The sequence below is a fragment of the Erythrobacter aurantius genome, from assembly GCF_023823125.1.
GTDB lineage: Bacteria > Pseudomonadota > Alphaproteobacteria > Sphingomonadales > Sphingomonadaceae > Erythrobacter > Erythrobacter aurantius.
In genome coordinates this window covers 1157536-1181075 of the sequence record NZ_CP090949.1, presented here as the reverse complement: position 1 = coordinate 1181075, position 23540 = coordinate 1157536, and the positions used below count along the sequence as shown (strand labels likewise).

The window sequence follows — 23540 nt, the reverse complement described above, 5'->3', positions numbered from 1 at the left end:
GATGGGGGCAACGCACGAAATCGTCACGGTTGATGTCGGTGGCACCCACGCCCGCTTTGCGATCGCCACCATCAGCGCCGAAGGCTTGATCGAACTGAGCGAGCCGACCACGCTCCACACCGAAACCCACGCCAGTTTCCAGACCGCGTGGGAGGATTACCGCGAACGCATGGGCGGCACCCTGCCCGATGATGTGGCAATGGCCGTCGCCGGACAGATCAAGCCTGACATCATCCGCTTCACCAACAATCCCTGGATCATCCGCCCGCCGCTGATCCGGGAAAAGCTGGGCTGTTCGCGGCACCTGATCGTCAATGATTTCGAAGCGGTGGCTCATGCCGCCGCGCGCGCTCCTGCGGACGAATTCCTGCATCTGACCGGGCCTGAAACCGATCTGCCCGCCAACGGCACGATCAGCGTGCTTGGCCCCGGCACCGGGCTGGGTGTGGCGCATTTCTGGCGCGACGGAACTGGCAATTACCGGGTGCAGGCGACTGAAGGCGGGCATGGCGATTTCGCCCCGCTCGACGCCATCGAGGATGCGATCCTCGCCCGCCTGCGCAAGCGCCACAATCGCGTTTCGACTGAACGGGTTGTGTCCGGCCCGGCAATTGTCGACATTTACGAAGCGCTCGCCGCGCTCGAAAACCGCGCTGTCGTAGAGCTTGACGATGTCGCGATCTGGACCGCCGGTGTCAGCGGCGAAAACAGCCTTGCCGCTGCTGCGGTTGACCGGTTCTGCCTCTCGCTGGGCGCGGTGGCGGGCGATATCGCGCTGGTTCAGGGCGCCAGCGGCGTCGTGATCGCGGGCGGGCTGGGATACCGCATCCGTGAAACGCTGCTGGCATCTGGCTTTGCCGAGAGGTTCCGCGCCAAGGGGCGCTTTGCCGGCCTGATGGCGAGTCTCCCGGTCAAGCTCATCACCCATCCGCAACCCGGCCTGCTCGGCGCAGCCGCGGCCTTTGCGCAAACCCATTTCGACAGGCCCGCCTAATGACGCTCTTGCTCAACACCGTATCCGATCTGGGCGAACGCTTGCAGGAACTTCACGCCCGCACCCGCGAAACGCCGCTGTTCAATCCGGTGTTCCAGCTGGGGCTGGATGTGTCGCGCGCGCTCGAAGGCGGAGTGATGGACCTCGACGCGGTGGAACGGCTGGTGGAGGAACTGGAGTGTTCGAGCCTGAAAGCTCGCGCCCGGCGGCTTGAAAGGCTGGTCGGTCCGGTTGCGCCCGCCGCCAATCGCGCCGCCTTGCAGGAACGGCTGGGCAAGGATGATTTCGAGGCGTTCTGGGCCGAATGGGAAACCCCGCGCCTGCACGCCGTTTTCACCGCGCACCCGACTTTCCTGCTGACCCCGGCTCAAACCGACGCCGTGGCCGCTGCCGCCAGTTCGGGCAGCGAGATCGGGCGCGAAGTGTGCGCTTCGGGGGAACAGCGCCCGTCTGTCACGCTAGATTACGAACACGCTCAGGCGATGCAGGCGATTGCCCATGCGCAGGACGCGCGGCGCGATATCGTGCGCGAGGCAATGCTGCACGCCGCCGGATGCTGGCCCGATCAGTGGAAGGGCTTGCGCCCGTTGCCGTTCCGCTTCGCCACATGGGTCGGCTACGACATGGACGGGCGCACCGACATCAAATGGTACACCTCGATCCGCTTTCGCCTCGCGGAAAAGGCTGATCGCCTGGCGCGCTATGCCGATGAACTGGCGGCGATTGATCCTGCGCACGGATTGATCGGGACGCTCAATGCGGCCTGCGAACACGCGGCCCGCAGCGCGGCGGACTTTGGCGGCGACCTGACTTCGCCCAAGGCCCTGTCGGAAGCCGCAAACCGCCTGACCGCCGACGATCCGGCCAAGCTCACTTCGCTGGCGGCGATCATCGCGCAGCTTGAGGGCGAGGCGCAAGCGGCAGAAGACACGGGCAAGGCGGCGTCGCTGCTGACGCTGGCGGCAGCGATGCGCGCCGACGGCCTTGGCATGGCGCATGTGCATTTCCGCGTGAACGCCAAGCAGTTGCACAATGCAATCCGCACGCATCTGCACGAGAACCCCGAACTTGATCTTGCCAGCAAGGGCGCGATGGCGACGCTGCGCAAGATGCTGAAGGAAGTGAGCCCCAGGCGCACCAATTTCGCCAGCCTCGCCATCGAAAGCTCCACCGCGACCCGGCAATTCCTCGCGATGGCTCAGATCCTTGGCCATATCGATGCGGATACGCCGATAAGGATGCTGATCGCGGAATGCGAACAGCCCTCCACCATCCTTTCCGCGCTCTATTTCGCGCGTTTGTTCGGGATCGAGGACAAGGTTGATGTCTCGCCGCTGTTCGAAACCGAAAGCGCGCTGGAACATGGCGGACGTTTCCTGGAAGCGCTGTGTGCGGAAGCCCAATATCGCGATTACGCCCGGCTGCGCGGGCGGGTGTGCATCCAGACGGGCTTTTCCGATGCGGGGCGCTTTGTCGGGCAGATCCCCGCCAGCCTCGCGATAGAGCGGCTGCAAGGTCGGCTGGCACAGGCGATGGAGCGGCACGGGCTGACCGATGTTGCCGCGCTGATTTTCAACACCCATGGCGAAAGCATGGGCCGCGGCGCGCATCCTTCGGGCTTTGCCGATCGCCTCGCATGGCCGATGAGCGCCTGGGCGCGGAGCCGCTTTGCCCGCGTCGGGGTCGCGCTTGAACCCGAGGTCAGCTTTCAGGGAGGCGACGGATATCTTGCCTTTGCCAATCCCGATCTTGCTCGCGCCACCTTGACCCGGATCATCACCGACAGCCCGGAAAGCAGCCCCGAAAACGACGATCCGTTCTACACACGAACTGACATCAGCCTTGATTTCTACCGCGCCATCCGCGCGCATCAGCGCCGGCACCTGCGCAGCGCGACTTACAGCCGGGCGGTCACCGCCTTTGGCCTCGGCCTGCTCAATTCGACCGGCAGCCGCGTGTCGCGCCGCCAGTCGGACCTGTCTGCCGACCGCGACATGAACCTGCGCCAGATTCGCGCGATCCCGCACAATGCGATCCTGCAACAACTGGGCTATCCGGTGAACGTCATCTCCGGCATCGGCAGCGCGGCGGATGGCAATTACGAAGAAGTCGCCGCCCTGCTGGCCGAAAGCGAGCGCGGGCAGCAATTGCTGCGGCTCGCGCGGGCATCCAATGCACTTGCCAGCATCAAGACGGTTGCCGCGCATGGCGAGCTGTTCAATTCGGCATACTGGGCCAGCCGCCCCTATCGCGGGACGGAGCCGCACCTGTCGGCGGCCTGCGAGGTTCTGGCCGAATATCTGACCAAGGACGATCGTACCGGCGTTTACCGCCGCCTTGCCTCGCGTCTCAGGGTCGATGCGTTGAAGCTCCACCGGCTGCTCGATCATTTCCCGCCCGAAGAGCAATCACTGGCGCTGCAGGATACCCGCCGGATGATCGGCGCGGCGCAGGCATTGCGGCTCGCGCTGATGCAGCACATGTTCCTGAAGGCGGTGTCCGTCCCGGTGTTCAGCCGCGCCAACGACATCAGCCGCGAAGACGTGCTGGAAATGGTGTTTTCGCTGCGGGTGGATGATGCACTCGCGCAGTTGCGCCGGGCCTTTCCCACCCATTTCCCTTCGCCCAGCGACTTCGCAATGGACGCGCCCGCCGATTATCCCGATGGCTCGATCGAGGGGTACGTGCAGATCGCCCGCGACTACATCAACCCGATCGAGCGTGCCTACGCGCTGATGCTGCGGCTGTCGGTTGCCATCGCCAACCAGTTCGGCGCGCATGGGTGATGCGTCGGGCGGGCAAGCCCCCGCGTTAACTTTTGGCCCCCTGCACCGTCCCTAGGAGGGACGCGCACCCCATAGTCACTGGCGGTTAAGCCGGAGAATCGGCATATTGCTTTCAATGACAAAGGGGATTTCGGATATGCTCTTCAGCAATGCGCGCAAAGCTGCTGCCATCGGCCTTGCCATGATCGCCGGCGGTGCGACACTGGCTGTCGGGCAGACCACGCCTGAAGATGCCGCCAACGCCGCAGCACAGGTCGCCGCCGAAGCCGAGAACGAAATCCGCGCCATCGATCCGACCACCGGCGGGGAATCGCTGGTTTACGACCCCAGCCTGCCGCAACCTTACGCCATCGCAATCGATGAAGTCGTGCTGATCCCTCCGCCTACGGTTGGCGAAGTCAACATGCCGAGCCTGCCGCAGGCCGCCAGCGTCAATCCTGCCGCAATCGCAGAGGCTCCCGCCCGCGGGCCGGCCGCACGCATGATTTCGCGCCCGCAGGTGCAGTCGCTTCCGGCCCCTGCCGTTGCGCCGACCCGTACGGCTATTTCCGACGATCCCTTCGTGATCAAGAGCATCCTGCCGATCGAAGGCACCATCCGTTACGGCGAATGGTTCTGGGACGAATCCCGCGCACCCGCCAATGGCAAGCTTGTCATTACCGTCGATCTCGACGCGCGCGTGATCAGCGTCTTCCGCGACGGGCATGAAATCGGCACTGCGGTGGCTCTGCTGGGCACGCAGGATCACCCGACCCCGCTCGGCACTTTCCCGATCCTGACCAAGGAAAAGGACAATGTTTCCGAGAAGTACAACAACGCACCCATGCCTTGGACGCTGCGCCTGACGTGGGACGGCATCGCGATCCACGGTTCGCCTGTCGCCAATGGCTATGCCTCGCACGGATGCATCGGCGTGCCTGATCCCTTCGCCGAAAAGCTGTTCGAAATCGCGCGTCGCGGTGATCGCGTCGTGATCACCCGTAGCAAGATGGTGGGTGTGGGCGACAAGATCCTGTCCTGACGCGCGGCGTCACCCGGCCTAGTTGGTCTTGCGCGGGGGTTCGGTCCTAAAGCGCCAGACCCGCATCGCCACACCGATCTTCTCGACCTTTTCTACGCCGGCAGTGGCGAGCACTCCGCCCAGTGAGGCATTTTCGCCCCGCCACAACCGGTCAGCCGCCCGCCCGGCCTCGCTGCGGCTGACCTGACCGCCCAAGGCGGCAACGATGCGGCAGACCGTTTCCACCTGGATCGCACGCGGCACATTGGCGTAATAGCGATAGGTCGGAACGGGCGCCTCTTCCTCCAGCGCGACCATCTCCTCCCAGTCGAGCTGGGCATACCATTCGAGCGCGCGCAAGGCCTCGGCCAGATGTCCCGCACTGGCTGCAAGAGCCAGCGGATCAAGCCAGTCATGCGCGGCCAGATGCTCGCGCACCCGCACCCGATCGAACGCCGGGTTTTCGTTGGAAGGGTCAAGCGCGGGGGTAATGCCGCAGTCAGCAACAATCGCGCTGAGTTCGGATTTGCGGAAACCCAGCAAGGGCCGGACCAGCGGGGTTTCGCTGCCCGGTAACGCCGCTGCCGCCCGCACTCCGGCCAATCCGGCCAGCCCGCTGCCCCGCGCCAACCGCATCAGCAAAGTCTCCGCCTGATCATCGGCGTGATGGGCCGTGGCAACCGCCCCCAGCCCCTCCGCTTCGGCCCATTGAACCAGCGCCGCATATCGGGCTTCACGCGCACGGGCCTGCAGATTGCCCGGCCCCAGCGACACCCTTATCGAGGTGAAGGGGACGGCGAGTTCGCGGCAAACCCGCTCCACCAGAGCGACTTCCTCTGCGGCTTCGGCCCTTAGGCCGTGATCGATGCTGGCAACAGCGATGCTTCCCGGAAACGCCGCTGCACCGAGCAGCAAAAGGGCAAGGCTGTCCGGCCCGCCGGACACGGCCAGACCCAAGGGGCCTTCGCGTTCGTCTTCCGGCCACAGCGTATCCACCGCGCCGGAAAACCGCGCAATCAGATCGGGATCGATCCGTTCTAGGGTGATCGGCGTATCAATCGGCGCCCCCTTTCCAGCTCAAATCGCCCAGCTCAAATCACACCGTGCCTACTGGCAGGTCACCTTGGCGAGGTTGCTGGCATACTGATCGGCCAGTCTGCCCGATGCAATCGCCGGATAGGTATCCCCAAATTCGGCCAAAGCGATACAGGCGCGGCGCGTATCTTCCATCGCGATCATCGCTTCGGCGAGGAACAGCAGGCTGTCCGGCGCGCGCGCGGCGGTGCGATCAGCCTGATAATTGCGCAGGAACCAGCGCGCGGCCTCTTCGGGCATGCCATCGTCAAGGAAGGCGCGACCCAGCAGGTTGCGCCCGAAGGTCAGCCGGGAATGATTGGGGTACTGTTCGACAAACGCGGCAAGCTGCTGGCGCGCTTCGGGATAAAAGCCCGCGTTCCACAGGCGGAAGCCATAGGAATATTCGTCATCGCCGGGGTCTTCCGTTTGCGGCTTGGCAATCGCCTGCACGGCGGCCACGCGTTCGGCGCTTGGCCCGGTTGCCGCAGGAGCCGTCTGCTGCGCCGCAGCGGTTGCAGGGGTACGGCTTGTGACAGCAGCAGGGCCCATGTCGGTCGTGCTCGGTACTTCTTCCTCAACCACCGCAGGCGTGGCGGCGGCGGCAGTCTCGAGCGCTACGACACGCGCTTCGAGTCCGGCCATGGCGTTGCTGGCTTCTTCGCTGCGAGCGGTGAGCCGCTGCAGCTGCAATTCAAGCGCGTCGAGCCGGGCAAGAATATCCGTCACCGCCGTGGTGGAAGGTGCGGTTGATACGGTCGGCCCGGTGGCAGTGCCGTCAGCGGTAATCTGCGGTTCGAAAAAGCGTCCGTCCCCGCCCGGGAACACGGCACGCTGGAGCGCGCGGATTTCGGCCTCGGCCTTGCGCAGGCGCGCTTCGGCATTGTCTTGCGCGGCGGCTGGCATGGGCGTGGTTGCCACAACTGCCGCGGCGACCAACGCGCCCAGCACCGGGACCGAACGCCCGATGATTGCAAAGGGCTGATTCTTGAAGGGTTTGGCAGGGTTCATGACTGGACTGGCTCCCTCTCTTCTACTTGCGTCCTGATCCGTGACCGATCATCGGACGACACGCCTGAACGTGAGCAGAATCTCTGGCGAAGGCCGACTGACAAGTCGACCCCGCAGAGCTACTAAACCGGGGAATGTGCAGCAAAAATCCGCTGCAAGCCGGATCAGTCAGTTCGCGCTGGCGCGATTGGCACTGTCATCGGTGCGCGCCAGAAGGGCCGCTGCGGATACGGGGGCGTCGGCCACCGGCACCATGTCTTCGGAGATCGGGGGCACGCTTTTCCCGCCAATCGTGATGGTCAGCAGGTTGGGCCGCCCGGTGTTGAGGCGCGGATCCTGAGCGTCGGCGGGCACGGAATAGGTATCGCCTTCCTGCATCACGCCTTCGAACAGGCGTTCCCCGCCCTCTTCATAGAAGCGGACCCACGCACCTTCGCCCGTTGCCGTGAAGACGACTTCGCCTCCGGTGGGCGCAGCGCTGGCGGCAGTTGCCGGATCGCCTGTTGCGCCGGCCTGTGCAGGCACCTGTTCGGGTGCCGGACTATCCTCGGCTTCGGCGATCAGCGGAGCCGGGCCCGTCCCGGCGGCAAAATAGGTGTTGTAGAAGAAGAACAGACCGACAGCGAAGATGATCGCCGCAATCGCGCCGAACCAGGCTAGCCCGGCTGACGGCAACTTGGCCGGATCACCCGGCTCCATTCCGCCTGCTAATGCCGACGCCCGCGAATGGCCGTCGGCCAGTTCCTCGCGCACGGCCTCGGCCACTTCGGCAGGGTCCATCCCGACTGCGCGGGCATAGGTCTTGGCAAAGCCGATCGCATAGGTGCGCGATGGCAGAGCATCGAATTTCCCGGCCTCGATCGATTCGAGATGGCGCTGGGGAATGCGCGTTTCCGCAGCGATATGCGCCACGTCCAGACGCTTTGCCTCGCGCGCATTGCGGAGCCTGTCGCCAATGCTGGCGGTATCCGATTCCATCAGATCGGTCGGCTCTTCGCCGGTGCTGTCCTGTTCGCTGTCCATGACCCTGTCCACGTTAACGTGGTTTTTTGTATCTATAGTGAATTGCCATGAAGCTTGCCGACTTACCTGCTGTCAAGGATTAGCTCCAAAATCGACGGATTCGATAGGCGGATTGCCTTTTGACAAGGGTGACCGGTTGCTTGCGGCGCTCAATCGACTTCGATTTCGCGCTCCGCTGCCCAATCGGTCAACGCCTGACGCAGGTCGATTCCCGGCTCGGCCAGCCAGCTGTTCATCGCCGCAGTCAATTCAGCCAGGTCGACCTTGCGCACCAGCTCCTTGATCGGGCCGACCGCCGCCGGAGTGATCGAAAGTCGCCGGAAACCGATGCCGAGCAGCGCCAGCGCCTCCAGCCTGCGCCCGCCCATTTCGCCGCATACGCCCAGATCGACATTGGTGCCGACGGTGCTTTGCGACACCCGGCGCAGGAACCGCATGATCGACACGCTGAGCCAGTCATAACGTTCGGCAAGCGCGGGATTGCCGCGATCGGCGGCGAACAGGAACTGTGTCAGATCATTGGTGCCGACCGACAGGAAACTGAGCTTGGGCAGCAAAAGGTCGAGCACTTCTGCAAGCGCCGGAACTTCGAGCATCGCGCCGAAATGAATCGCCTCGGGCACGCGCTTCTTCTTGGCGCGCAGGAATGCCAGCTGGTCGTCGAAAACCGCCTTGGCCATGTCGAATTCCCACGGCTCGGACACCATCGGGAACATCACGTAAAGTGAACGGCCCGCCGCCGCTTCGAGCAATGCGCGCGCCTGCGCCTTCATCAATCCCTTGCGGGTCAGCGCCAGTCGCAGCGCACGCCAGCCCATCGCCGGATTCTCGTCATTCTCGGCAATGCGCGAGGCCAGATAGGGCACCGACTTGTCGCCGCCGATGTCCACCGTGCGGAAGATCACCGGCTTGTCTCCTGCCGCATCCAGCACGTCGCGATAGAGTTTCAGCTGGCGTTCGCGCTGCGGCAGAGTGGCGGAAACGAGGAACTGGAATTCGGTGCGGAACAGGCCCACCCCGTCCGCGCCCGTCATCGCCAGCGAGGCCATGTCATCGCGCAGCCCCGCATTCATCATTACCTGAATCCGCGTGCCGCAGCGGGTGAAGGGCTCGACATCGCGCAGGCTGGCATAGGCCGCCTGCTTTTCCTTGGTCTTGGCGAAACGCTGGGCAAAGGCATCGGCGACTTGCGGAGACGGGCGCACGGTCGCGTTTGCGGCGGTCGCATCCAGCAGGATTTCATCGCCATCGCGCACGATCCCGCGCAATCCGCCTTTGCCGTGATTGGCGCGGCCCAGAACGGGAATGCCCATCGCGCGGGCCACGATCACGACGTGCGCGGTTAGCGATCCTTCCTCAAGGATCACGCCTTTGAGCCGACGGCGATCATATTCGAGCAGTTCCGCCGGGCCGAGGTTCTTGGCGATCAGGATCGTGTCCTTGCGCAAACCCTGCTGCGCGGCGGTGCCAAGCTGGCCCGAAACGATGCGCAACAGCCGGTTCGCGAGATCTTCCAGATCGTGCATCCGGTCTGCCAGCAACGGATCGTCGATCTCGCGCATCCGCATCCGTGTGTGTTGCTGCACACGTTCGATTGCGGCTTCGGCGGTAAGTCCGCTGTCGATCGCTTCATTGATGCGCCGCGACCAGCCTTCGTCATAGGCGAACATCTTGTAGGTCTCGAGAACCTCTTCGTGTTCGCCGCCAATGCCGAATTCGGCCTGGTTGGACAGCCCGTCGATCTGCTCGCGCATCTTGTCAAAGGCGAGATACACGCGCTGGCGTTCGGCCTCGACATCCTCGGCCATGACTTGCGTGATCTGGACGCGCGGCTGGTGATAGGCGGCGACTCCGGCGGCCAGCCCCTTCACCAGCGAAAGACCCGTGACGGTCTGCGGCCCCTGCTGCGCGGCAGTCAGGCCAAGCGCCTCCTCCTCGTCCACCAGATCGGCATTTGTGATCAGTTCCGAAAGCACCATCGCAGTGGTCTGCAGGGCTTCGATCTCGACCTCTTCATAGCGGCGCGGCTCGACATGCTGCACGCACAGCACGCCAACCGCACGCTCGCGGTAGACGATCGGGACCCCGGCGAAGGAGTGGAATTTTTCCTCCCCCGTTTCCGGACGGTAGCTGAAATCGGGATGCGCCTTGGCCTCGGCGAGGTTGAGCGTCTCGATATTGTCGGCGATCGTCCCGGTCAGCCCTTCACCGATGGCCATGCGGGTCACGTGCACCGCGCTCTTGTTCAGGCCGCGGGTGGCGAACAGTTCGAGCATTCCGTCGCGCAGAAGGTAGATCGAGCACACCTCGCTCGACAGGCTTTCACCTATGATTTCGACCACCGAATCCAGCTTGCCCTGCGCGTGCAGGCGCGAAGCCATGACTTCGTGCAGGCTGGTGAGAATTTGACGGGCGGAAGCGGCGGCGCTCATGATCGCCATGGACGTAAACTCTCAGGCGCGCAAAAGCAAAGCCGCTTGCAACACGGTTCGTCGCAGAAAGGGGAAACGGACGCCGCTAACAGCGCGCGATCTCTTCCTTGAGCTTCAGTTTCTGCTTCTTGAGTTGCTGGATCATGGCCGCATCGGGCACGGGCCGAGCCATTTCGTCGCGCAGACGGGCTTCGAGGCCGGCGTGCTTGGATTGGAGAGCATTCAGGTGAGACGAAGCTGCGCCAGATGCGGGTGACGATGCCATATGCATTCTCCTTTTCATCAGCGGGGGGCTGCCCCCGGGGAGCGACTCGGCATCAGCGGCCGAGCCGCAGATCACAATCTGATCACAAACGAGAGTGCTTGCAAACCCCTTCGGAAAAGTGAATCGGTGCGCCTGCGCAAATCCGCGACGAAGCGTGAGCGAAACTGCGGGTGACTGCGTAACAATGGCGCATCATATCATGCGCACAAATGGCAAAGCGGCATGGCGGCCCCGCGGTTTTTGCCGCATGGTGACGCCGAATTAAACGGTGTGAGGCAGGTTTCGACGGAATGGATGAAAAGGAACTCCAGAAGCGTCTCGAACTGCTGCGCACCGAACACCGTGATCTGGACGCGGCAATCACCGCGCTTACCGAAGCGGGATCGACTGACCAGTTGCAGATTGCCCGCCTGAAAAAGCGCAAATTGCGATTGAAGGATCAGATCGCGATCATCGAAGACACGCTGCTGCCCGATATCATCGCGTAGTTTTTCCGCACGCCATCCGGCGTGCGATGTCCTCGCGACTGGTGACGCTGCGGGCGGGCAGTCGCCCTTGCGGCCCGCCAAGGCAGGCCGGGAGTTTTTGAGCACGCCATCCGGCGCGCGATATCCTCGCGTCTGGCGACGCTTCGGGGACGTAGCTAACGTGTAAGTCGCGGACGGTTAATGTGCCGGGACGGGACGGGGCCAAATCCTGCCGGGATAGTAACCATAGGCTGCTGGTATTGGGACGACATCGCGCATAGTTCCGATCCGGCATGACCCGAACGACAAATCTTTCCCGCCCGATTATCGCGGCGCTCTACACCGAAGCACTGGTGCTTGCCGATGACGTGCGCGCCGTTTTCGCGCTCGGTACTCGGGAGCCCGAGGCGGGGGAAGAATCGCAAGTGCGCATCGCGCTTTCGACCGAAGGGCTGAAAACCACCACGCGGATGATGCACATCCTTGCATGGCTGCTCAACCAGCGCGCCTTTTTCTCCGGTGAATTGAGCGAGCGTCAGGTGCGCCAGCACGGCACCCTGCCCCCAGATCGCAAGGCGGATCCGGCTGCACTCGCGCTGCTCGAGCCGGAGACACGCGAATTGATCGATGAGACCGAAAAGCTGCACCAGCGCATCGCCCGGCTGGACGAAGCGTGGCGCAGCGGTTTCGAAATGGCATCGCCTGCACGCGCGATTCACAGCCGTCTGGAACGGCGTCTGAAAGACTTGGGCTAGGCCGCAGCCAGAGCGGCACGCCAGCGCGTCAGCCTTTCCTGCCTCACATCGTCATCCATTGCGGGACTGAAGGCGGTCAAATCCCCGCGCATCGCCTGCGCAGCGGTGTCGAGATCAGTGTAAAGCCCCGCACCCGCAGCCGCCAGCATCGCCGCACCCAGCGCGGTGGTTTCGACAAAGCCGGGCCGTTCGACGGTGAGTCCCAGCATGTCGGCCAAATCCTGCGCCATCCAGTCGTTGGCTGCCATGCCCCCATCGATCCTTAGAGTGCCCCAGGGAGCGCCATCGGCGGCAAACGCCTGTGCGAGGTCATAGGTCTGATGCGCCATCGCCTCCAGCGCGGCGCGCGCCAGTTCGGCCTTGCCGCTGGAAAAGCTCAAACCCGTGATCACGCCGCGCGCATCGGCATTCCAGTGCGGCGCGCCAAGGCCAGACAGCGCGGGGACGATGGTGACCCCGCCGCTCGACGGGATCGAGCGCGCCAGCTCTTCGGTCTGACTGGCGACATCGACAATGCCGAGCGAATCGCGCAGCCATTGCACAAGGCTGCCCGCGACAAACACAGACCCTTCGATCGCGTAGCTGCGCTGCCCAGCGATCTGGCACAGCACGGTGCCCAGCATCCGGTTTTGCGATTGCGGTATTGTCGACCCCTGATTGGTCAGCACGAACGCCCCGGTACCAAAGGTCGCCTTTGTCTCTCCCGGAGCAAGGCAGGCCTGGCCGATGGTTGCCGCCTGCTGATCGCCCGCCAGACCCGTGATCGGAATCCGGCGTCCGAACAGCCCTTCGGCCGTCAGCCCCAGTTCCCCCGACATGTCGACCACGCCGGGCAAGGCGGAATGCGGCACACCGAACAGATCGCACAGCCCGTGATCGAAACCGGCCCCCGCCAGCTCCATCAACAGCGTACGGCTGGCGTTGCTGGCATCGGTGACATGATCGCCGCCGGTCAGCTTGAACATCAGCCAGCTTTCGACCGTGCCAAAGGCGAGCGTTCCCTTGTCGGCAGCGGCCCTGACCTCGGGCACATTATCGAGCATCCAGCGCATCTTGGTGCCCGAGAAATAGGGATCGAGCAGCAGGCCGGTGCGGCGCTGCACTTCGGCCTCGTGCCCGGCGGCGCGCAACTCCGCGCAGAACGGCTCAGTCCGGCGATCCTGCCAGACGATTGCGCGGGTCAGCGGCTCTCCGCTGTACTTGTCCCATGCGACAACGGTTTCGCGCTGGTTGGTGATGCCGATTGCCGCCACGCAAGCCGCCCCGCCCGCCTTGGGGATCACCTCCATCGCGCATTCCAGCGTCTTGGCCCAGATCTCGGTAGCATCATGTTCGACCCAGCCGGAGCGCGGGTAATGCTGCGTGAGTTCTTCCTGTGCGCTGGCGACAAGCACCCCGTCGCTGGCGAACAGCATGGCGCGGGTGGACGTGGTCCCTTCATCAAGGACGAGAATATAGTCGCTCATCACACTCCTCTTTTCTGAGGCGTGACATGTGCCATCCTCTCCACCATATGCAAGGGCATGGCCCAAATCCCTCCCAAACCATGGCCCACCGGGCTTGCCGAGCAGCTGGAACCGCTGGTGCGCCGTGTGCTCGCGCCCAATCCTTCGCCCTATACCTTCACCGGCACGCAGACCTATGTGATCGGGCAAAGCGACGGGCCGGATTGCGCGGTGATCGATCCGGGTCCCAGCGACGCGGCGCATATCGACGCAATCATGGCAGCGATTGGCGGGCGCAAGCTCACCGCGATCATGTGCACCCACACGCACCGCGATCACTCCCCGGCCGCCATCCCGCTTGCCGAATTGACGGGCGCGCCTGTGGTCGGCTGCGCGCCGCTTTCGCTCAGCACCGATTTGCCGCGCTCGGATGAAGCCTTCGACACCACTTACGCGCCTGACCGGGTGCTGGAGGATGGCGAGGCCATGCGCGGGACCGGGTGGACGCTAACAGCGGTGGCGACACCGGGCCACACCTCCAATCACCTGTGTTTCGCGCTTGAAGAAAGCGGCGCGCTGTTCACCGGCGATCACGTGATGGGCTGGTCCACCAGCGTCGTGGTTCCGCCCGATGGCGACATGGGCGATTATCTGGCCAGCCTCGAAAAGCTGTTGGCGCGTGAAGACCGCGTGTACCATTCGGCCCACGGCGCCGCGATCGAGAAACCGCGCCAACTGGTGCGCGGCATGATCGGCCATCGCCGCCAGCGCGAAAACCAGATCCTGCGGCTGATGCGCGAGCGAGCGCGGCCCGTCTCCGAGTTCATCCCCGACATGTACAAGGGACTTGACGAGCGCCTGATCCCGGCAGCCGAAATGAGCGTCAGCGCGCATCTGATCGACCTGCAAAAGCGCGGGCTCGCGGTGCAACTGGACGGGGTCTGGCGCTCGGATTGACCCGTGCGCCGGATTGCGCCTAGTCTGACGACGGGTGCAGAAAATCGGGGGTTCGGTTCAGTGGCAACATCGGCCAATTCGGGCGCGCATGCGCAAACCGGGATTTCAGACACGCGATTTTTCACGGTGATGGCGATCGTGATGTCGCTGGTGATCGTCGCGGGCTTTTCGGTTCAGCTGGGATTTGGGCGGTCCAGTTTTGCAGTGCCATGGCCGTTTCACCTGCACGGCATCATCTTTTTTGCATGGGTCGCGCTTTACCTTGCGCAGCATATTCTGATCGGGTCCGGCAATTCCGCGTTACACGCCCGGCTGGGTAAAACGGCCTATCTGCTGATCCCGGCCATGCTGGTGGCAGGCACGTTGATCATGGTCGTCGTCCTCCAGCGTAACGGCGGACCTTTCTTCTTTCACAAGAGCGAATTTTTCTGGAGCAACACCGCTGTGCTGTGGTGCTTTGGCGGGCTCGCGTTCTGGTCACTGAAACAGCGCCGCCATACGGGATGGCATCGAAGGCTGATGCTGTGCGCGATGGCGATCCTGACCGGCCCCGGCCTTGGTCGATTGCTGCCCCTGCCGTTGATGATCCCGAATTCATGGCTCATCACCACGCTCGTCACCTTCATTTGGCCGGTGATCGGAATAATCGCCGACAAGCGCAGCCGGGGCGAAGTGCATCCCGCCTATTGGTGGGGCCTGGGCGCCTATGTCGCGACCTTCGCGGTATCGATGGTGGTCGGATACAGCCAATTCGGGATCGGCGTGACAGAGTGGATCGTCGATGGCACTCCGGGTGCCGAACGCCCGATGGAGCCCTTCCTGCCCGACGGTTTCACAATGTGACCCCGGGCGCGAGGGGCGGAGCCATTCGCTATTCGATCCGCCCCTTTGCAAAGTCCTCCGCCAGCTGGAATTTTTGAATCTTTCCAGAACCCGTCAGCGGGAATTGCTGCATCCACACCCAATGCGCCGGGGTCTTTTGCGGGGACAATCGGGCGCGCACATGCGCTTTCAATTCGTCATCCGTGGGCCGTGCAGCCCCTTCCGCCAACCGCATGAAGCAGGCGACGATTTCGCCCCATTTGTCGTCCGGCACCCCTGCACACGCGACCTCGGCGACGGCGGGATGTTCGAGCATCGCGGCTTCGATTTCGGCAGGGAACAGGTTTTCCCCGCCACGGATGATCATCTCCTTCACCCGGCCCGTGATCTTCACATAGCCGCGCGCGCTCATGCTGCCGAGATCGCCCGTGTGCAGCCACCCGTCGGCATCAATCGTTTCGGCGGTCGCTTTCGGATTGTCGTTATAGCCCACCATCATGTTGTAACCGCGCATGCAGATTTCGCCTTCCTCGTCCACGGCGCACACCGAATTGTCCTTGGGAGAGCGGATTGACACTTCCATATGGCTGCACGGCTGACCGATCGTTTCGACCAGTTCCGCGCCGGTGTCGCCCGGCCATGCGGCGGTGATCGCGGGCGAGGTTTCGGTCTGGCCATAGACGATCAGGATCGGCACGCCGAAGGTGTCCTGCGCCGCCTTGTTCAGCGCAGGCTGGACCATCGCACCCCCGCTGATCACGGTTTCGATACTCGACACGTCAGTGCCGGTTGATCGCGCGGCTTCGATGATGGCGAAGATCATCGTGGCGACCCCGCCCAGCACTTCGGGTTGTTCCCGTTCGATCGCCTTTGCCACCGCAACCGGATCGAACACCGATACCAGAAGCAAGGTGGCGCCGTGCGCGATCGTGCCGAGCACACACACCGCGCTGCCGGCGGTATGAAAAAGCGGGAAAGGACACATCACCGTCTTGCCGGGGGCAAGGTTCCACCGGGTGAACACGTCGAAATTGCTTTGAACCAGGCCGTGCTGGTGCAGCAAAACGCCTTTGGGAAAGCCCGTGGTTCCCGAAGTGTACTGGATCATCACGATGTCGTGCGGCTTGGTAGGGCGCAGCGCCCCGTCGCCTTCGCCCGCAAACAGCTCGGCGTGATCGGTGATGTCGATGACGTGATCATGCGCCGGCAGGCCCGCCGCCGCTTCATCGACAATCGGACGCAGCGCGCTGCCCCGGACATTGGGCTGGTAATAGACCGCGCCCGACCCGGATTGTTCGAGCACGTACCGCACTTCGCGGGCAAGGAACGAGGGGTTGACCGTCACCAGCGTCAACCCCGCCATCGCCGCGCCCAGCTGGACCAGCACCCATTCCGGGCAATTGCCGCCCATGATCGCGATCCGCGTCCCCGCCGGGTGCCGCGCGGCCAGCGCCCGCCCGCATCGTTCGGCATCGCCAAGCAGCTGCGAATAGCTCCATTCGCGTCCGATGGTTCCGTCGGCAAGCAGTTCGCGCAGGGCCTTCTCAGCCGGACGCAGCGCCGCCTGTTCACGCAGGACCTCTTCGATGGTCCGTTCGCTATAGGGTGTATCGGCCTGCGCCGGACAATAGGCGCGCGTCAGGTTCAGTTGGTACATCTCGTTCTCCCCCCAAGCACGTTACCACAGGAAGCATGAAAATTGCTCGAATTCTGGCGCATCAATCCCTATGTCGGGCGCAAGATGATTATCGGGGATCACGCATGAGCATTGAAACCAAAGTTCCCACCGGCGACGATTTGCTGGCCGAGATCAACCGGCTGCGCAAGGAACGCAACGCCGTGATCCTCGCGCATTATTACCAGACCCCGGATATTCAGGACATTGCCGATTTCGTCGGCGACAGTCTGGAGCTGTCGCGCAAGGCGGCGGAAACCGATGCCGACGTGATCCTGTTCTGCGGCGTGAAATTCATGGCTGACACGGCGAAGATCCTTTCGCCCGACAAGATCGTGGTGCTGCCCGACATGGACGCCGGGTGCAGCCTCGAAGACAGCTGCCCGCCCGAAAAGTTCAAGGCTTTCCGCGAAGCGCACCCCGATCACATCGCGCTGACCTACATCAATTGTTCGACCGAGGTGAAGGCACTGTCCGACGTGATCGTCACCAGCTCCAGCGCGGAAACGATCCTTTCGCAGATCCCGCCTGAGCAGAAGATCATCTTCGGCCCCGATCGCCACCTTGGCGGCTGGCTGTCGCGCAAGTTCAACCGGGAAATGCTGCTGTGGCCGGGGGTGTGCATCGTCCACGAAGCCTTTAGCGAAACCGAGCTCTTGAAACTGAAAGAGCAGCACCCGGGCGCACCCGTGGCCGCGCACCCGGAATGCCCGCCCGCGATCATCGATCATGCCGATTATGTCGGCTCGACCAGCGGCATATTGAAATTCGCCAAGGAGTTTCCGGGCGACACGCTGATCGTCGCGACAGAGCCGCACATCATGCACCAGATGGAAAAGGCGCTGCCTGAAAAAACCTTCATCGGCGCGCCCGGCGGGGACGGCAACTGCAACTGCAACATCTGCCCCTACATGGCATTGAACACCATGGAGAAGATGTACACCGCGCTGCGCGATCTGGAACCGCGCATCGAGATCGAGGAAGACATCCGCCTGAAAGCGAAAAAGAGCCTCGACCGGATGCTGGAAATGGCCAGCGGCACAGTGGGCATGGGCGATCTGGGCAAGGTGCCGTTCAAGGGGGATTGATGTCGGCAAAGGCGGCAGTCCTCAACCGCCTGAAAGGCTGGCGCTTTTCCGGTACGCCTGCGCAAGGCGAGTGTCTTGACCGGTGGCCTTGCGACTATTGGAATGTCTGCCGGGAACGGATCGGCACGGTTCGTCTGCACGATCCGCTATTCGGAACGCGCCGCGACTTCGAGATGTTTGCCGGTGAAGCCGGCGGCGTTTCTTACACCTTTGCCTTTGCGGAAGTGTCCAACGGTGTTTTTGCGGTGTTCGAGCGCGCCTAATCGCTCTTCTGCACCATCCCCGGCCCCGCCTTCCTCGTCGTCGCCCGCGCCACGACCAGTGCGCTGCCCAGCAGCACCATTCCGGCGATGTCGAGGCCGCTCAACACTTCGCCAAACACGCTCCATCCGATCACTGCCGCAATCGCGGGCTGGGTCAGCAGCGCAAGCCCGATGATCAGCGGCGGGAAGTGGCCGAGCGAATAGACCAGCAGCCCCTGACCGATCAGCTGGCTGGTGATGAACAGCACCACCACCGGGGTCCAGTCGGTCGGCCACACCGGCTCGCCCAGCGCGAGCGCCAGCATCAGCAGCGCGGGTGCGGCAAAGATGCTGACCCACACCAGCAGGCTCCACGATCCGAAGCGTGCTCTTTCACCCTGAAGCGTCAGCAGATAGACTGCGTAAAGCAATCCGGCGGTGATGCAGAACAGGTCCCCGGCGAAAGTCTCGGCCGAAATTTCGAGGCTGCGGCCCAGCAATATTCCTGCCCCGGCCAGCGCGCATACGATCGCCAGCCATTCCAGCCCGCGCGGCAGCATGCGCGCGATGATGAAGCCCCAGAACAAAAGGATGATCGACCCGGCATTGCCGAACAGCGTCGCATTGCCCAGCCGCGTCATCCCGATCCCGATGTGCCAGCTGGCCAGATCCCCGGCAAAGGCCAGCGCCCCCACCGCCACCAGCGCATAGGTGCGGCGCGGCATCCCCGTCAGCCTTTGCCCCGCAAACCGCGCAAACAGCACAAGGAACGGCAGCGCCAGAAACAGCCGCCAGAAAGCCGCGCTAACAGGCCCCGTATCGGTCAGCCGGACCAGCCACGGCCCCAGCGCCAGCGCGAAATTGCCGCCAAGCAGCGCCGCCAGCAAAAGCGCCGCCTTTACGTTGAACAGCTTTTCTTGGGTGCCCCCCTCATTTTCCATCCTTGCGCCTTAGGGCCATCGCCGCCAAGTGAATAGCCAATTGAAACCCAACCGGAGGAATTCCTCACATGCATGACGCTCTGTTCCAGCCGCTCAAGATGGGCGCGCTCGAAGCGAAGAACCGCATTTTCATGGCTCCGCTTACTCGCGGGCGCGCGGCCGATCCGATGTTCGTGCCCAATGATCTGATGGCGACCTATTACCGACAGCGCGCAGGCGCGGGCATGATCCTGACCGAAGCGACCGGGATCAGCGTCGAAGGTCTGGGCTGGCCCTCGGCTCCCGGCATCTGGAGCGACGAACAGACCGAAGCGTGGAAGGCGACGACCAAGGCAGTGCACGAGGAAGGCGGCCTGATCGTCATGCAGCTGTGGCACATGGGGCGCATCGTCCACCCCTATTTCCTCGGCGGCGAACCGCCGTTTTCCGCCAGCGCGACCAAGGCTCCCGGCGAAGCGCATACGCCGCAGGGCAAGAGCGAATACGCGACCGCGCGCGCAATGACTCATGAGGATATCCAGCGCACCATTGGCGATTATCGCCGCGCCGCCGAGAACGCGAAAAAGGCCGGTTTTGACGGTGTGCAGTTGCACGGCGCGAACGGCTACCTTGTGGACCAGTTCCTGCGCGACAAGACCAATCTGCGCACCGACGAATATGGCGGCAGCCCGGAAAACCGCACCCGCTTCATGCGCGAAGTCCTGGAAGCGATCATTGATGTCTGGGGCGCGGACCGGGTCGGCATTCGCCTTTCACCCAATGGCGATTCGCAAGGGACCGACGATAGCAACCCGCCCGCGACATTCGGCGCGGCGGCCAAGGTGTGCGAGGAACTGGGCCTTGCCTTTGTCGAACTGCGCGAACCGGGGCCGGAGGGTACTTTCGGCCAGACCGATGTGCCCAAGCAGAGCCCGCTGATCCGCTCGATCTATTCCGGCCCGCTGATCCTCAATTCGGATTATACCGCTGAGGAAGCCGACGCCGATGTGTCGAGCGGAAAGTGCGATGCCGTGAGCTTTGGCCGACCCTATATCTCGAACCCCGATCTCGAAAAGCGGATCGCGGCCGGGGCGCACTGGAACCCGAACAAGGATGTGCCCAAGAGCTGGTACTTCCCGATTCCGGAAGGCTACGTTGACTATCCGACGCTCGAACAGGAACAGTCCGAAGCGGCGGAATAATCCCCTTATCCCTCGGGCGTCGCCGGTGGTGCCGGCGGCGTCGGAGCAGGCGCGGCTGGGTCGTTGGTGGTGGTGATGGTGGTTTCCACCGAAGTCTCTCCACCATCAGTGCTGGTCGTTACAGTGGTGGTGGTGGATTGACGCGCCGCCGGAGGCGATGTCGAAGTCAGTTCCTCCAGCGGGAGCATGTCGTCGCTGATCGTCCCGCCCAGCACTTCGCCAGCGGCCTCTCCCCCAGTCGCCACAGCTTCGCCATCGCCGGCGGCTTCATCCCCGCACCCGGCGAGCGCCAGCGTGGCCAAGAGCGAAATCGGAATCAGTTTGCGGATCATTTGCTACATGCCTTTTGCCGGGCGGTTTCCAGCGCACCGAGGAAACGTCCAGCCTGCCCGATCAGCGCCTCGTCCCATTGCTCGCTGGTGATCGATTTGCCAAGCCGCGCCATGCTGGTGACGCCGAATTCGTCGATCCCGCAGGGCACGATCCCGCCGAAATGCGACAGGTCGGGATCGAGATTGACCGAAAAACCATGCAGCGTGACCCAGCGCCGGACCCGGACGCCGATTGCGCCGATCTTCGCCTCGCGCCCGTCGATATCCTGCGTCCAGATGCCCACGCGCCCTTCGCAGCGCCATGCCTCGATATCGAAGGTGGCCAGAGTGTCGATCACCCAGCCTTCGATGGCATGGACGAAACAGCGCACGTCCTTGCCGCGCTTGCCAAGGTCCAGCATCAGATATCCGACCCGCTGGCCCGGCCCGTGATAGGTGTAGCGCCCGCCCCTGCCTGCCTCGACCACTTCGAAACGCGGATCGACCAGTTCAGCCGGATCCGCGCTGGTGCCGGCGGTGTAAACGGGCGGATGTTCGAGCAGCCAGATCAACTCGTCTGCCTCACCCGCAGAGATCGCCCGCGCGCGTTCCTCCATAGCTTCCAGCGCCGCAGTGTATCCGACCGGCGCGCTTTCGCGCTGCCATTCGACGCTGTGCGGATCAGTCAAATCGAGTGCAATGCTTGCCATTGACCCTGCGTGGGGGCATTGAACGCGCTAATCAAGGGGTCAATCGCCGATCCATGCATATCCGGCCGCGTCAGGCGGCATTGGTTTCGGCGACAGCAGAAGGGATCTGACGTGAAACTCGACATGGGCAAGGCATGGTCGGATGCGACCGGACTGATCGGTTCGAACTTCGGGCTTCTCACCACAATCGTCGGGCTTTTCTATTTCCTGCCAAGTTTCGCGATCACCCTGCTTGTCCCCGAAGTCGCCAATCCGGCACCCCCGCCCGCCCCCGGAGGCAGCGATCCCGAAGCCGCCTTCAAGGCGATGATGGAAACCCTGCAGGAGCAATACGCGACCGGGTGGCCTTATTTCCTGGCGACGACCCTTGCCGCCTATGTCGGGTCGGTTGCGGTGCTGGCGCTGTTTGCGGAACGCGGTAATCCGACTGTGGGCGACGCGCTGAAAGCGGGCTTTCGGGGAGCGCCGATCTACTTGGCCACGCAGTTGATCTTCGGCCTCGCGATCGTTCTGGTCGGCGGTCTGCTCGTTACCGGCGCGGTGCTTATTACCCCCGCCTTGGGGATATTGGTCGGGATCATCGTGGTCATCGCGGCCATCTATGCCTCGATCAAGCTCATCCTGATCCCTGCGATCATCGGGATCGAGGGTGATCTCAATCCGATTTCGGTGATGAAGCGTTCGTGGGCTTTGACCAAAGGCAATTCGCTGCTGATCTTCGTCTTCCTTTTCGTGCTGCTGATTGTGGTCGGGCTGGTTTCGCTGGTCGTCACTCTGGTGCTCACAACCATCCTGGCCGCGTTCGGCGATCCTGTTGCCAGCATAGGCGCAGGCTTCGTTTCCAGCCTCAGCAGCGCCATTGTCGGCGGCCTGTTCCTTTGCGTGGTGGCCGCAATCCACCGCCAGCTTGCTCCGGGAGCATCGAGGGCGGATCTCGAAACCTTCGATTGAAGGGGGACACGTCAATTCGCTGATTGAAAGCACGGACACTCTGGCCTAGCGCCATTGTTGATGGCCGAAGCCGACGCCCCGCCTGATCAGAAAAGCATCGCCGCCAATCCGATTTCCGGCGGGCGCATGGCGTTGCTGTTCACGGTCATGCTGGTGACAGCGGCAGGCAACACCGCGATGCAATCGGTGATGCCGTCAATCGGCACCGCGCTGCAGGTAGACGACGTCTGGATCAGCCTTGCCTACAGCTGGTCTGCGTTGTTGTGGGTGGTGTGCGCCCCGATCTGGGCGCGGCGTTCGGACAAGCGCGGACGCAAGGCGATGATGGCGGTGGGTCTGACCGGCTTTATCGTGTCGATGCTGCTTTGCGGACTTGCGCTCTATGCGGGACTTTCGGGCTGGCTTTCCGCGCTGTGGGCGTTGATCGCATTTGCCGCGGCGCGCAGCCTTTATGGCGGTTTCGGAAGCGCAGCGCCCCCGGCGGTGCAGGCCTATGTCGCGTCGCGCACGCCGCGCAGCCAGCGCACGCAGGCGCTGTCGTTGATCGCTTCCAGCTTCGGGCTCGGCACGGTTATCGGTCCGGCACTGGCGCCTTTGATGGTGCTGCCCTTCCTCGGGCTGGGGCTGACGGGGCCGTTTATCTGCTTTGCCGCGATCGGGCTTGCTGCAGTGCTGCTGTTGCGCTGGCGCCTGCCCAATGACGAACCGCAATTTGCGGCACGCGGGCTGGCCGCACCCTATTCGAGCGGTTCGGGTGCGCCGAGCGATCCGGAGGCTTCGCTCGAACTGGAAGAAGGCGAGGAGCCACCCCGTCTTGGCTGGCGTGATATGCGCCTGCGCCCCTGGATCATCGCCGGGTTCTTCGGCGGCCATGCGCAAGCGATGGTATTGGGAATTTCGGGCTTTCTGGTGCTCGACCGGCTGGGCCTGAGGGCGACACCAGAACTTGGTGCGGGGCCGGTCGGGCTCGTATTGATGGCCGGTGCGCTTGCCACGCTGGTTGCGCAATGGGGCCTGATCCCGCGCTTCGACCTCGGGCCGCGCGCCGCGACGCTATGGGGCATAACAACGGCGGCTGTCGGGACGATATTGCTTGGGGTGGCGGGCGACCTGCACATGATCGCGCTGGGATACGCCATCGCATCGCTCGGCTTCGGCCTGTTCCGGCCCGGTACCACGGCGGGCACGTCGCTCGCGGTTACCCGCGCGGAGCAGGGTCAGGCATCGGGCATCGTCGCGTCGCTAGCAGGGGCGAGCTACATCTACGCCCCCGCTCTTGGCGTATGGCTGTATGGCCATTCCGACTGGCTCGGTTTCGGCCTGATCGTCGCTCTATGCCTGATCGTTCTCGGCCACGGCTGGTTCGCCTTGCAGGCCGACCGCGATCTGACCCGCGACCGGAACTGACGC

General features: G+C 63.6%; 22 protein-coding genes. 12 read left to right on the top strand and 10 right to left on the bottom strand.

Translation table 11 applies throughout. The features are described from left to right. The first annotated feature begins 1 nt into the window (after window position 1). The 3 genes from L1K66_RS05625 (at window position 2) to L1K66_RS05615 (ending at window position 4801) form a co-directional block, all read left to right on the top strand. Window positions 2-994, top strand: a complete 993-nt coding sequence (locus L1K66_RS05625) for a glucokinase (RefSeq protein ID WP_252259988.1) — start codon at window positions 2-4, stop codon at window positions 992-994. Continuing rightward, the gene (locus L1K66_RS05620; protein WP_252259987.1) at window positions 994-3780 is read left to right on the top strand and encodes a phosphoenolpyruvate carboxylase; all 2787 of its coding nucleotides are present in this window, start codon (window positions 994-996) and stop codon (window positions 3778-3780) included. Before L1K66_RS05625 ends, L1K66_RS05620 begins: the two co-directional genes overlap by 1 nt. Before the next feature lie 136 nt (window positions 3781-3916). Continuing rightward, on the top strand, window positions 3917-4801 hold the full coding sequence (locus L1K66_RS05615; RefSeq protein ID WP_252259986.1) for a L,D-transpeptidase family protein: 885 nt from the start codon (window positions 3917-3919) through the stop codon (window positions 4799-4801). 18 nt (window positions 4802-4819) lie between these two features. Here the strand turns inward: L1K66_RS05615 and tilS are convergent, their stop codons facing one another. The 5 genes from tilS to L1K66_RS05590 form a co-directional block, all read right to left on the bottom strand. Then, window positions 4820-5776: a tRNA lysidine(34) synthetase TilS gene (tilS, locus tag L1K66_RS05610; RefSeq protein ID WP_252259985.1), complete on the bottom strand. Its 957-nt coding sequence runs from the start codon at window positions 5774-5776 to the stop codon at window positions 4820-4822. A 111-nt stretch (window positions 5777-5887) separates the two neighbouring features. Beyond that, complete coding sequence (locus L1K66_RS05605) at window positions 5888-6865, bottom strand: tetratricopeptide repeat protein (protein WP_407931978.1); 978 nt, start codon at window positions 6863-6865, stop codon at window positions 5888-5890. Window positions 6866-7033: 168 nt separating this feature from the next. After that, entirely contained in the window at window positions 7034-7888 is an 855-nt protein-coding gene (locus L1K66_RS05600) for a helix-turn-helix domain-containing protein (RefSeq protein ID WP_252259982.1), read from the bottom strand. A 149-nt stretch (window positions 7889-8037) separates the two neighbouring features. Continuing rightward, window positions 8038-10320: a phosphoenolpyruvate--protein phosphotransferase gene (gene ptsP / locus L1K66_RS05595; protein WP_252260441.1), complete on the bottom strand. Its 2283-nt coding sequence runs from the start codon at window positions 10318-10320 to the stop codon at window positions 8038-8040. An 85-nt stretch (window positions 10321-10405) separates the two neighbouring features. After that, the gene (locus L1K66_RS05590) at window positions 10406-10585 is read right to left on the bottom strand and encodes a DUF465 domain-containing protein (RefSeq protein WP_034952025.1); all 180 of its coding nucleotides are present in this window, start codon (window positions 10583-10585) and stop codon (window positions 10406-10408) included. 290 nt (window positions 10586-10875) lie between these two features. On the opposite strand from L1K66_RS05590, the gene L1K66_RS05585 reads away from it, so the two are divergent. Together L1K66_RS05585 and L1K66_RS05580 are read left to right on the top strand one after the other, a co-directional pair. Beyond that, window positions 10876-11073, top strand: coding sequence for a YdcH family protein (locus tag L1K66_RS05585; RefSeq protein WP_034952023.1), 198 nt, complete (start codon window positions 10876-10878; stop codon window positions 11071-11073). Window positions 11074-11345: 272 nt separating this feature from the next. Then, the gene (locus L1K66_RS05580; RefSeq protein WP_252259981.1) at window positions 11346-11807 is read left to right on the top strand and encodes a DUF1465 family protein; all 462 of its coding nucleotides are present in this window, start codon (window positions 11346-11348) and stop codon (window positions 11805-11807) included. Here L1K66_RS05580 and glpK read toward each other — a convergent pair. Next, window positions 11804-13273, bottom strand: a complete 1470-nt coding sequence (gene glpK / locus L1K66_RS05575) for a glycerol kinase GlpK (protein WP_252259980.1) — start codon at window positions 13271-13273, stop codon at window positions 11804-11806. The two genes, L1K66_RS05580 and glpK, sit on opposite strands and share 4 nt — an antisense overlap. Window positions 13274-13330: 57 nt before the next feature. On the opposite strand from glpK, the gene L1K66_RS05570 reads away from it, so the two are divergent. Continuing rightward, on the top strand, window positions 13331-14209 hold the full coding sequence (locus L1K66_RS05570; RefSeq protein ID WP_252259979.1) for an MBL fold metallo-hydrolase: 879 nt from the start codon (window positions 13331-13333) through the stop codon (window positions 14207-14209). A gap of 60 nt (window positions 14210-14269) precedes the next feature. Then, window positions 14270-15052, top strand: coding sequence for a hypothetical protein (locus tag L1K66_RS05565; RefSeq protein ID WP_252259978.1), 783 nt, complete (start codon window positions 14270-14272; stop codon window positions 15050-15052). Between the two features lie 28 nt (window positions 15053-15080). Here L1K66_RS05565 and L1K66_RS05560 read toward each other — a convergent pair whose 3' ends face one another. Beyond that, window positions 15081-16688, bottom strand: a complete 1608-nt coding sequence (locus tag L1K66_RS05560; RefSeq protein WP_252259977.1) for a class I adenylate-forming enzyme family protein — start codon at window positions 16686-16688, stop codon at window positions 15081-15083. 104 nt (window positions 16689-16792) lie between these two features. Here L1K66_RS05560 and nadA point away from each other — a divergent pair, with 104 nt between their 5' ends. Both nadA and L1K66_RS05550 read left to right on the top strand, forming a co-directional pair. Beyond that, window positions 16793-17794: a quinolinate synthase NadA gene (gene nadA / locus L1K66_RS05555; protein WP_252259976.1), complete on the top strand. Its 1002-nt coding sequence runs from the start codon at window positions 16793-16795 to the stop codon at window positions 17792-17794. Beyond that, entirely contained in the window at window positions 17794-18057 is a 264-nt protein-coding gene (locus tag L1K66_RS05550) for a hypothetical protein (protein ID WP_252259975.1), read from the top strand. The genes nadA and L1K66_RS05550 overlap by 1 nt, the downstream gene beginning before the upstream one ends. Here L1K66_RS05550 and L1K66_RS05545 read toward each other — a convergent pair. Continuing rightward, window positions 18054-18977: a DMT family transporter gene (locus tag L1K66_RS05545; protein ID WP_252259974.1), complete on the bottom strand. Its 924-nt coding sequence runs from the start codon at window positions 18975-18977 to the stop codon at window positions 18054-18056. The genes L1K66_RS05550 and L1K66_RS05545 overlap by 4 nt on opposite strands. Window positions 18978-19045: 68 nt before the next feature. Between L1K66_RS05545 and L1K66_RS05540 the strand changes: the two genes are divergently transcribed. Then, entirely contained in the window at window positions 19046-20158 is a 1113-nt protein-coding gene (locus L1K66_RS05540) for an alkene reductase (RefSeq protein ID WP_252259973.1), read from the top strand. A 5-nt stretch (window positions 20159-20163) separates the two neighbouring features. Here the strand turns inward: L1K66_RS05540 and L1K66_RS05535 are convergent, their stop codons facing one another. Both L1K66_RS05535 and lipB read right to left on the bottom strand, forming a co-directional pair. Further along, on the bottom strand, window positions 20164-20490 hold the full coding sequence (locus tag L1K66_RS05535) for a hypothetical protein (RefSeq protein WP_252259972.1): 327 nt from the start codon (window positions 20488-20490) through the stop codon (window positions 20164-20166). After that, entirely contained in the window at window positions 20487-21179 is a 693-nt protein-coding gene (gene lipB, locus L1K66_RS05530; RefSeq protein WP_252259971.1) for a lipoyl(octanoyl) transferase LipB, read from the bottom strand. Before lipB ends, L1K66_RS05535 begins: the two co-directional genes overlap by 4 nt. A 111-nt stretch (window positions 21180-21290) precedes the next feature. Here lipB and L1K66_RS05525 point away from each other — a divergent pair, with 111 nt between their 5' ends. Both L1K66_RS05525 and L1K66_RS05520 read left to right on the top strand, forming a co-directional pair. Further along, a complete protein-coding gene (locus tag L1K66_RS05525; RefSeq protein WP_252259970.1) occupies window positions 21291-22130 on the top strand; it encodes a hypothetical protein in 840 nt (279 codons plus the stop codon). A 60-nt stretch (window positions 22131-22190) separates the two neighbouring features. After that, complete coding sequence (locus tag L1K66_RS05520) at window positions 22191-23537, top strand: MFS transporter (RefSeq protein ID WP_252259969.1); 1347 nt, start codon at window positions 22191-22193, stop codon at window positions 23535-23537. Window positions 23538-23540: the final 3 nt, after the last annotated feature.

Coding starts and splice junctions, on each gene's coding strand:
- L1K66_RS05625 (WP_252259988.1), top strand. CDS start 2: ATGGGGGCAACGCACGAAATCGTCACGGTTGATGTCGGTGGCACCCAC.
- L1K66_RS05620 (WP_252259987.1), top strand. CDS start 994: ATGACGCTCTTGCTCAACACCGTATCCGATCTGGGCGAACGCTTGCAG.
- L1K66_RS05615 (WP_252259986.1), top strand. CDS start 3,917: ATGCTCTTCAGCAATGCGCGCAAAGCTGCTGCCATCGGCCTTGCCATG.
- L1K66_RS05605 (WP_407931978.1), bottom strand. CDS start 6,865: ATGAACCCTGCCAAACCCTTCAAGAATCAGCCCTTTGCAATCATCGGG.
- L1K66_RS05600 (WP_252259982.1), bottom strand. CDS start 7,888: ATGGACAGCGAACAGGACAGCACCGGCGAAGAGCCGACCGATCTGATG.
- ptsP (WP_252260441.1), bottom strand. CDS start 10,320: ATGAGCGCCGCCGCTTCCGCCCGTCAAATTCTCACCAGCCTGCACGAA.
- L1K66_RS05590 (WP_034952025.1), bottom strand. CDS start 10,585: ATGGCATCGTCACCCGCATCTGGCGCAGCTTCGTCTCACCTGAATGCT.
- L1K66_RS05585 (WP_034952023.1), top strand. CDS start 10,876: ATGGATGAAAAGGAACTCCAGAAGCGTCTCGAACTGCTGCGCACCGAA.
- L1K66_RS05580 (WP_252259981.1), top strand. CDS start 11,346: ATGACCCGAACGACAAATCTTTCCCGCCCGATTATCGCGGCGCTCTAC.
- glpK (WP_252259980.1), bottom strand. CDS start 13,273: ATGAGCGACTATATTCTCGTCCTTGATGAAGGGACCACGTCCACCCGC.
- L1K66_RS05570 (WP_252259979.1), top strand. CDS start 13,331: ATGGCCCAAATCCCTCCCAAACCATGGCCCACCGGGCTTGCCGAGCAG.
- L1K66_RS05560 (WP_252259977.1), bottom strand. CDS start 16,688: ATGTACCAACTGAACCTGACGCGCGCCTATTGTCCGGCGCAGGCCGAT.
- nadA (WP_252259976.1), top strand. CDS start 16,793: ATGAGCATTGAAACCAAAGTTCCCACCGGCGACGATTTGCTGGCCGAG.
- L1K66_RS05550 (WP_252259975.1), top strand. CDS start 17,794: ATGTCGGCAAAGGCGGCAGTCCTCAACCGCCTGAAAGGCTGGCGCTTT.
- L1K66_RS05545 (WP_252259974.1), bottom strand. CDS start 18,977: ATGGAAAATGAGGGGGGCACCCAAGAAAAGCTGTTCAACGTAAAGGCG.
- L1K66_RS05540 (WP_252259973.1), top strand. CDS start 19,046: ATGCATGACGCTCTGTTCCAGCCGCTCAAGATGGGCGCGCTCGAAGCG.
- L1K66_RS05535 (WP_252259972.1), bottom strand. CDS start 20,490: ATGATCCGCAAACTGATTCCGATTTCGCTCTTGGCCACGCTGGCGCTC.
- lipB (WP_252259971.1), bottom strand. CDS start 21,179: ATGGCAAGCATTGCACTCGATTTGACTGATCCGCACAGCGTCGAATGG.
- L1K66_RS05520 (WP_252259969.1), top strand. CDS start 22,191: ATGGCCGAAGCCGACGCCCCGCCTGATCAGAAAAGCATCGCCGCCAAT.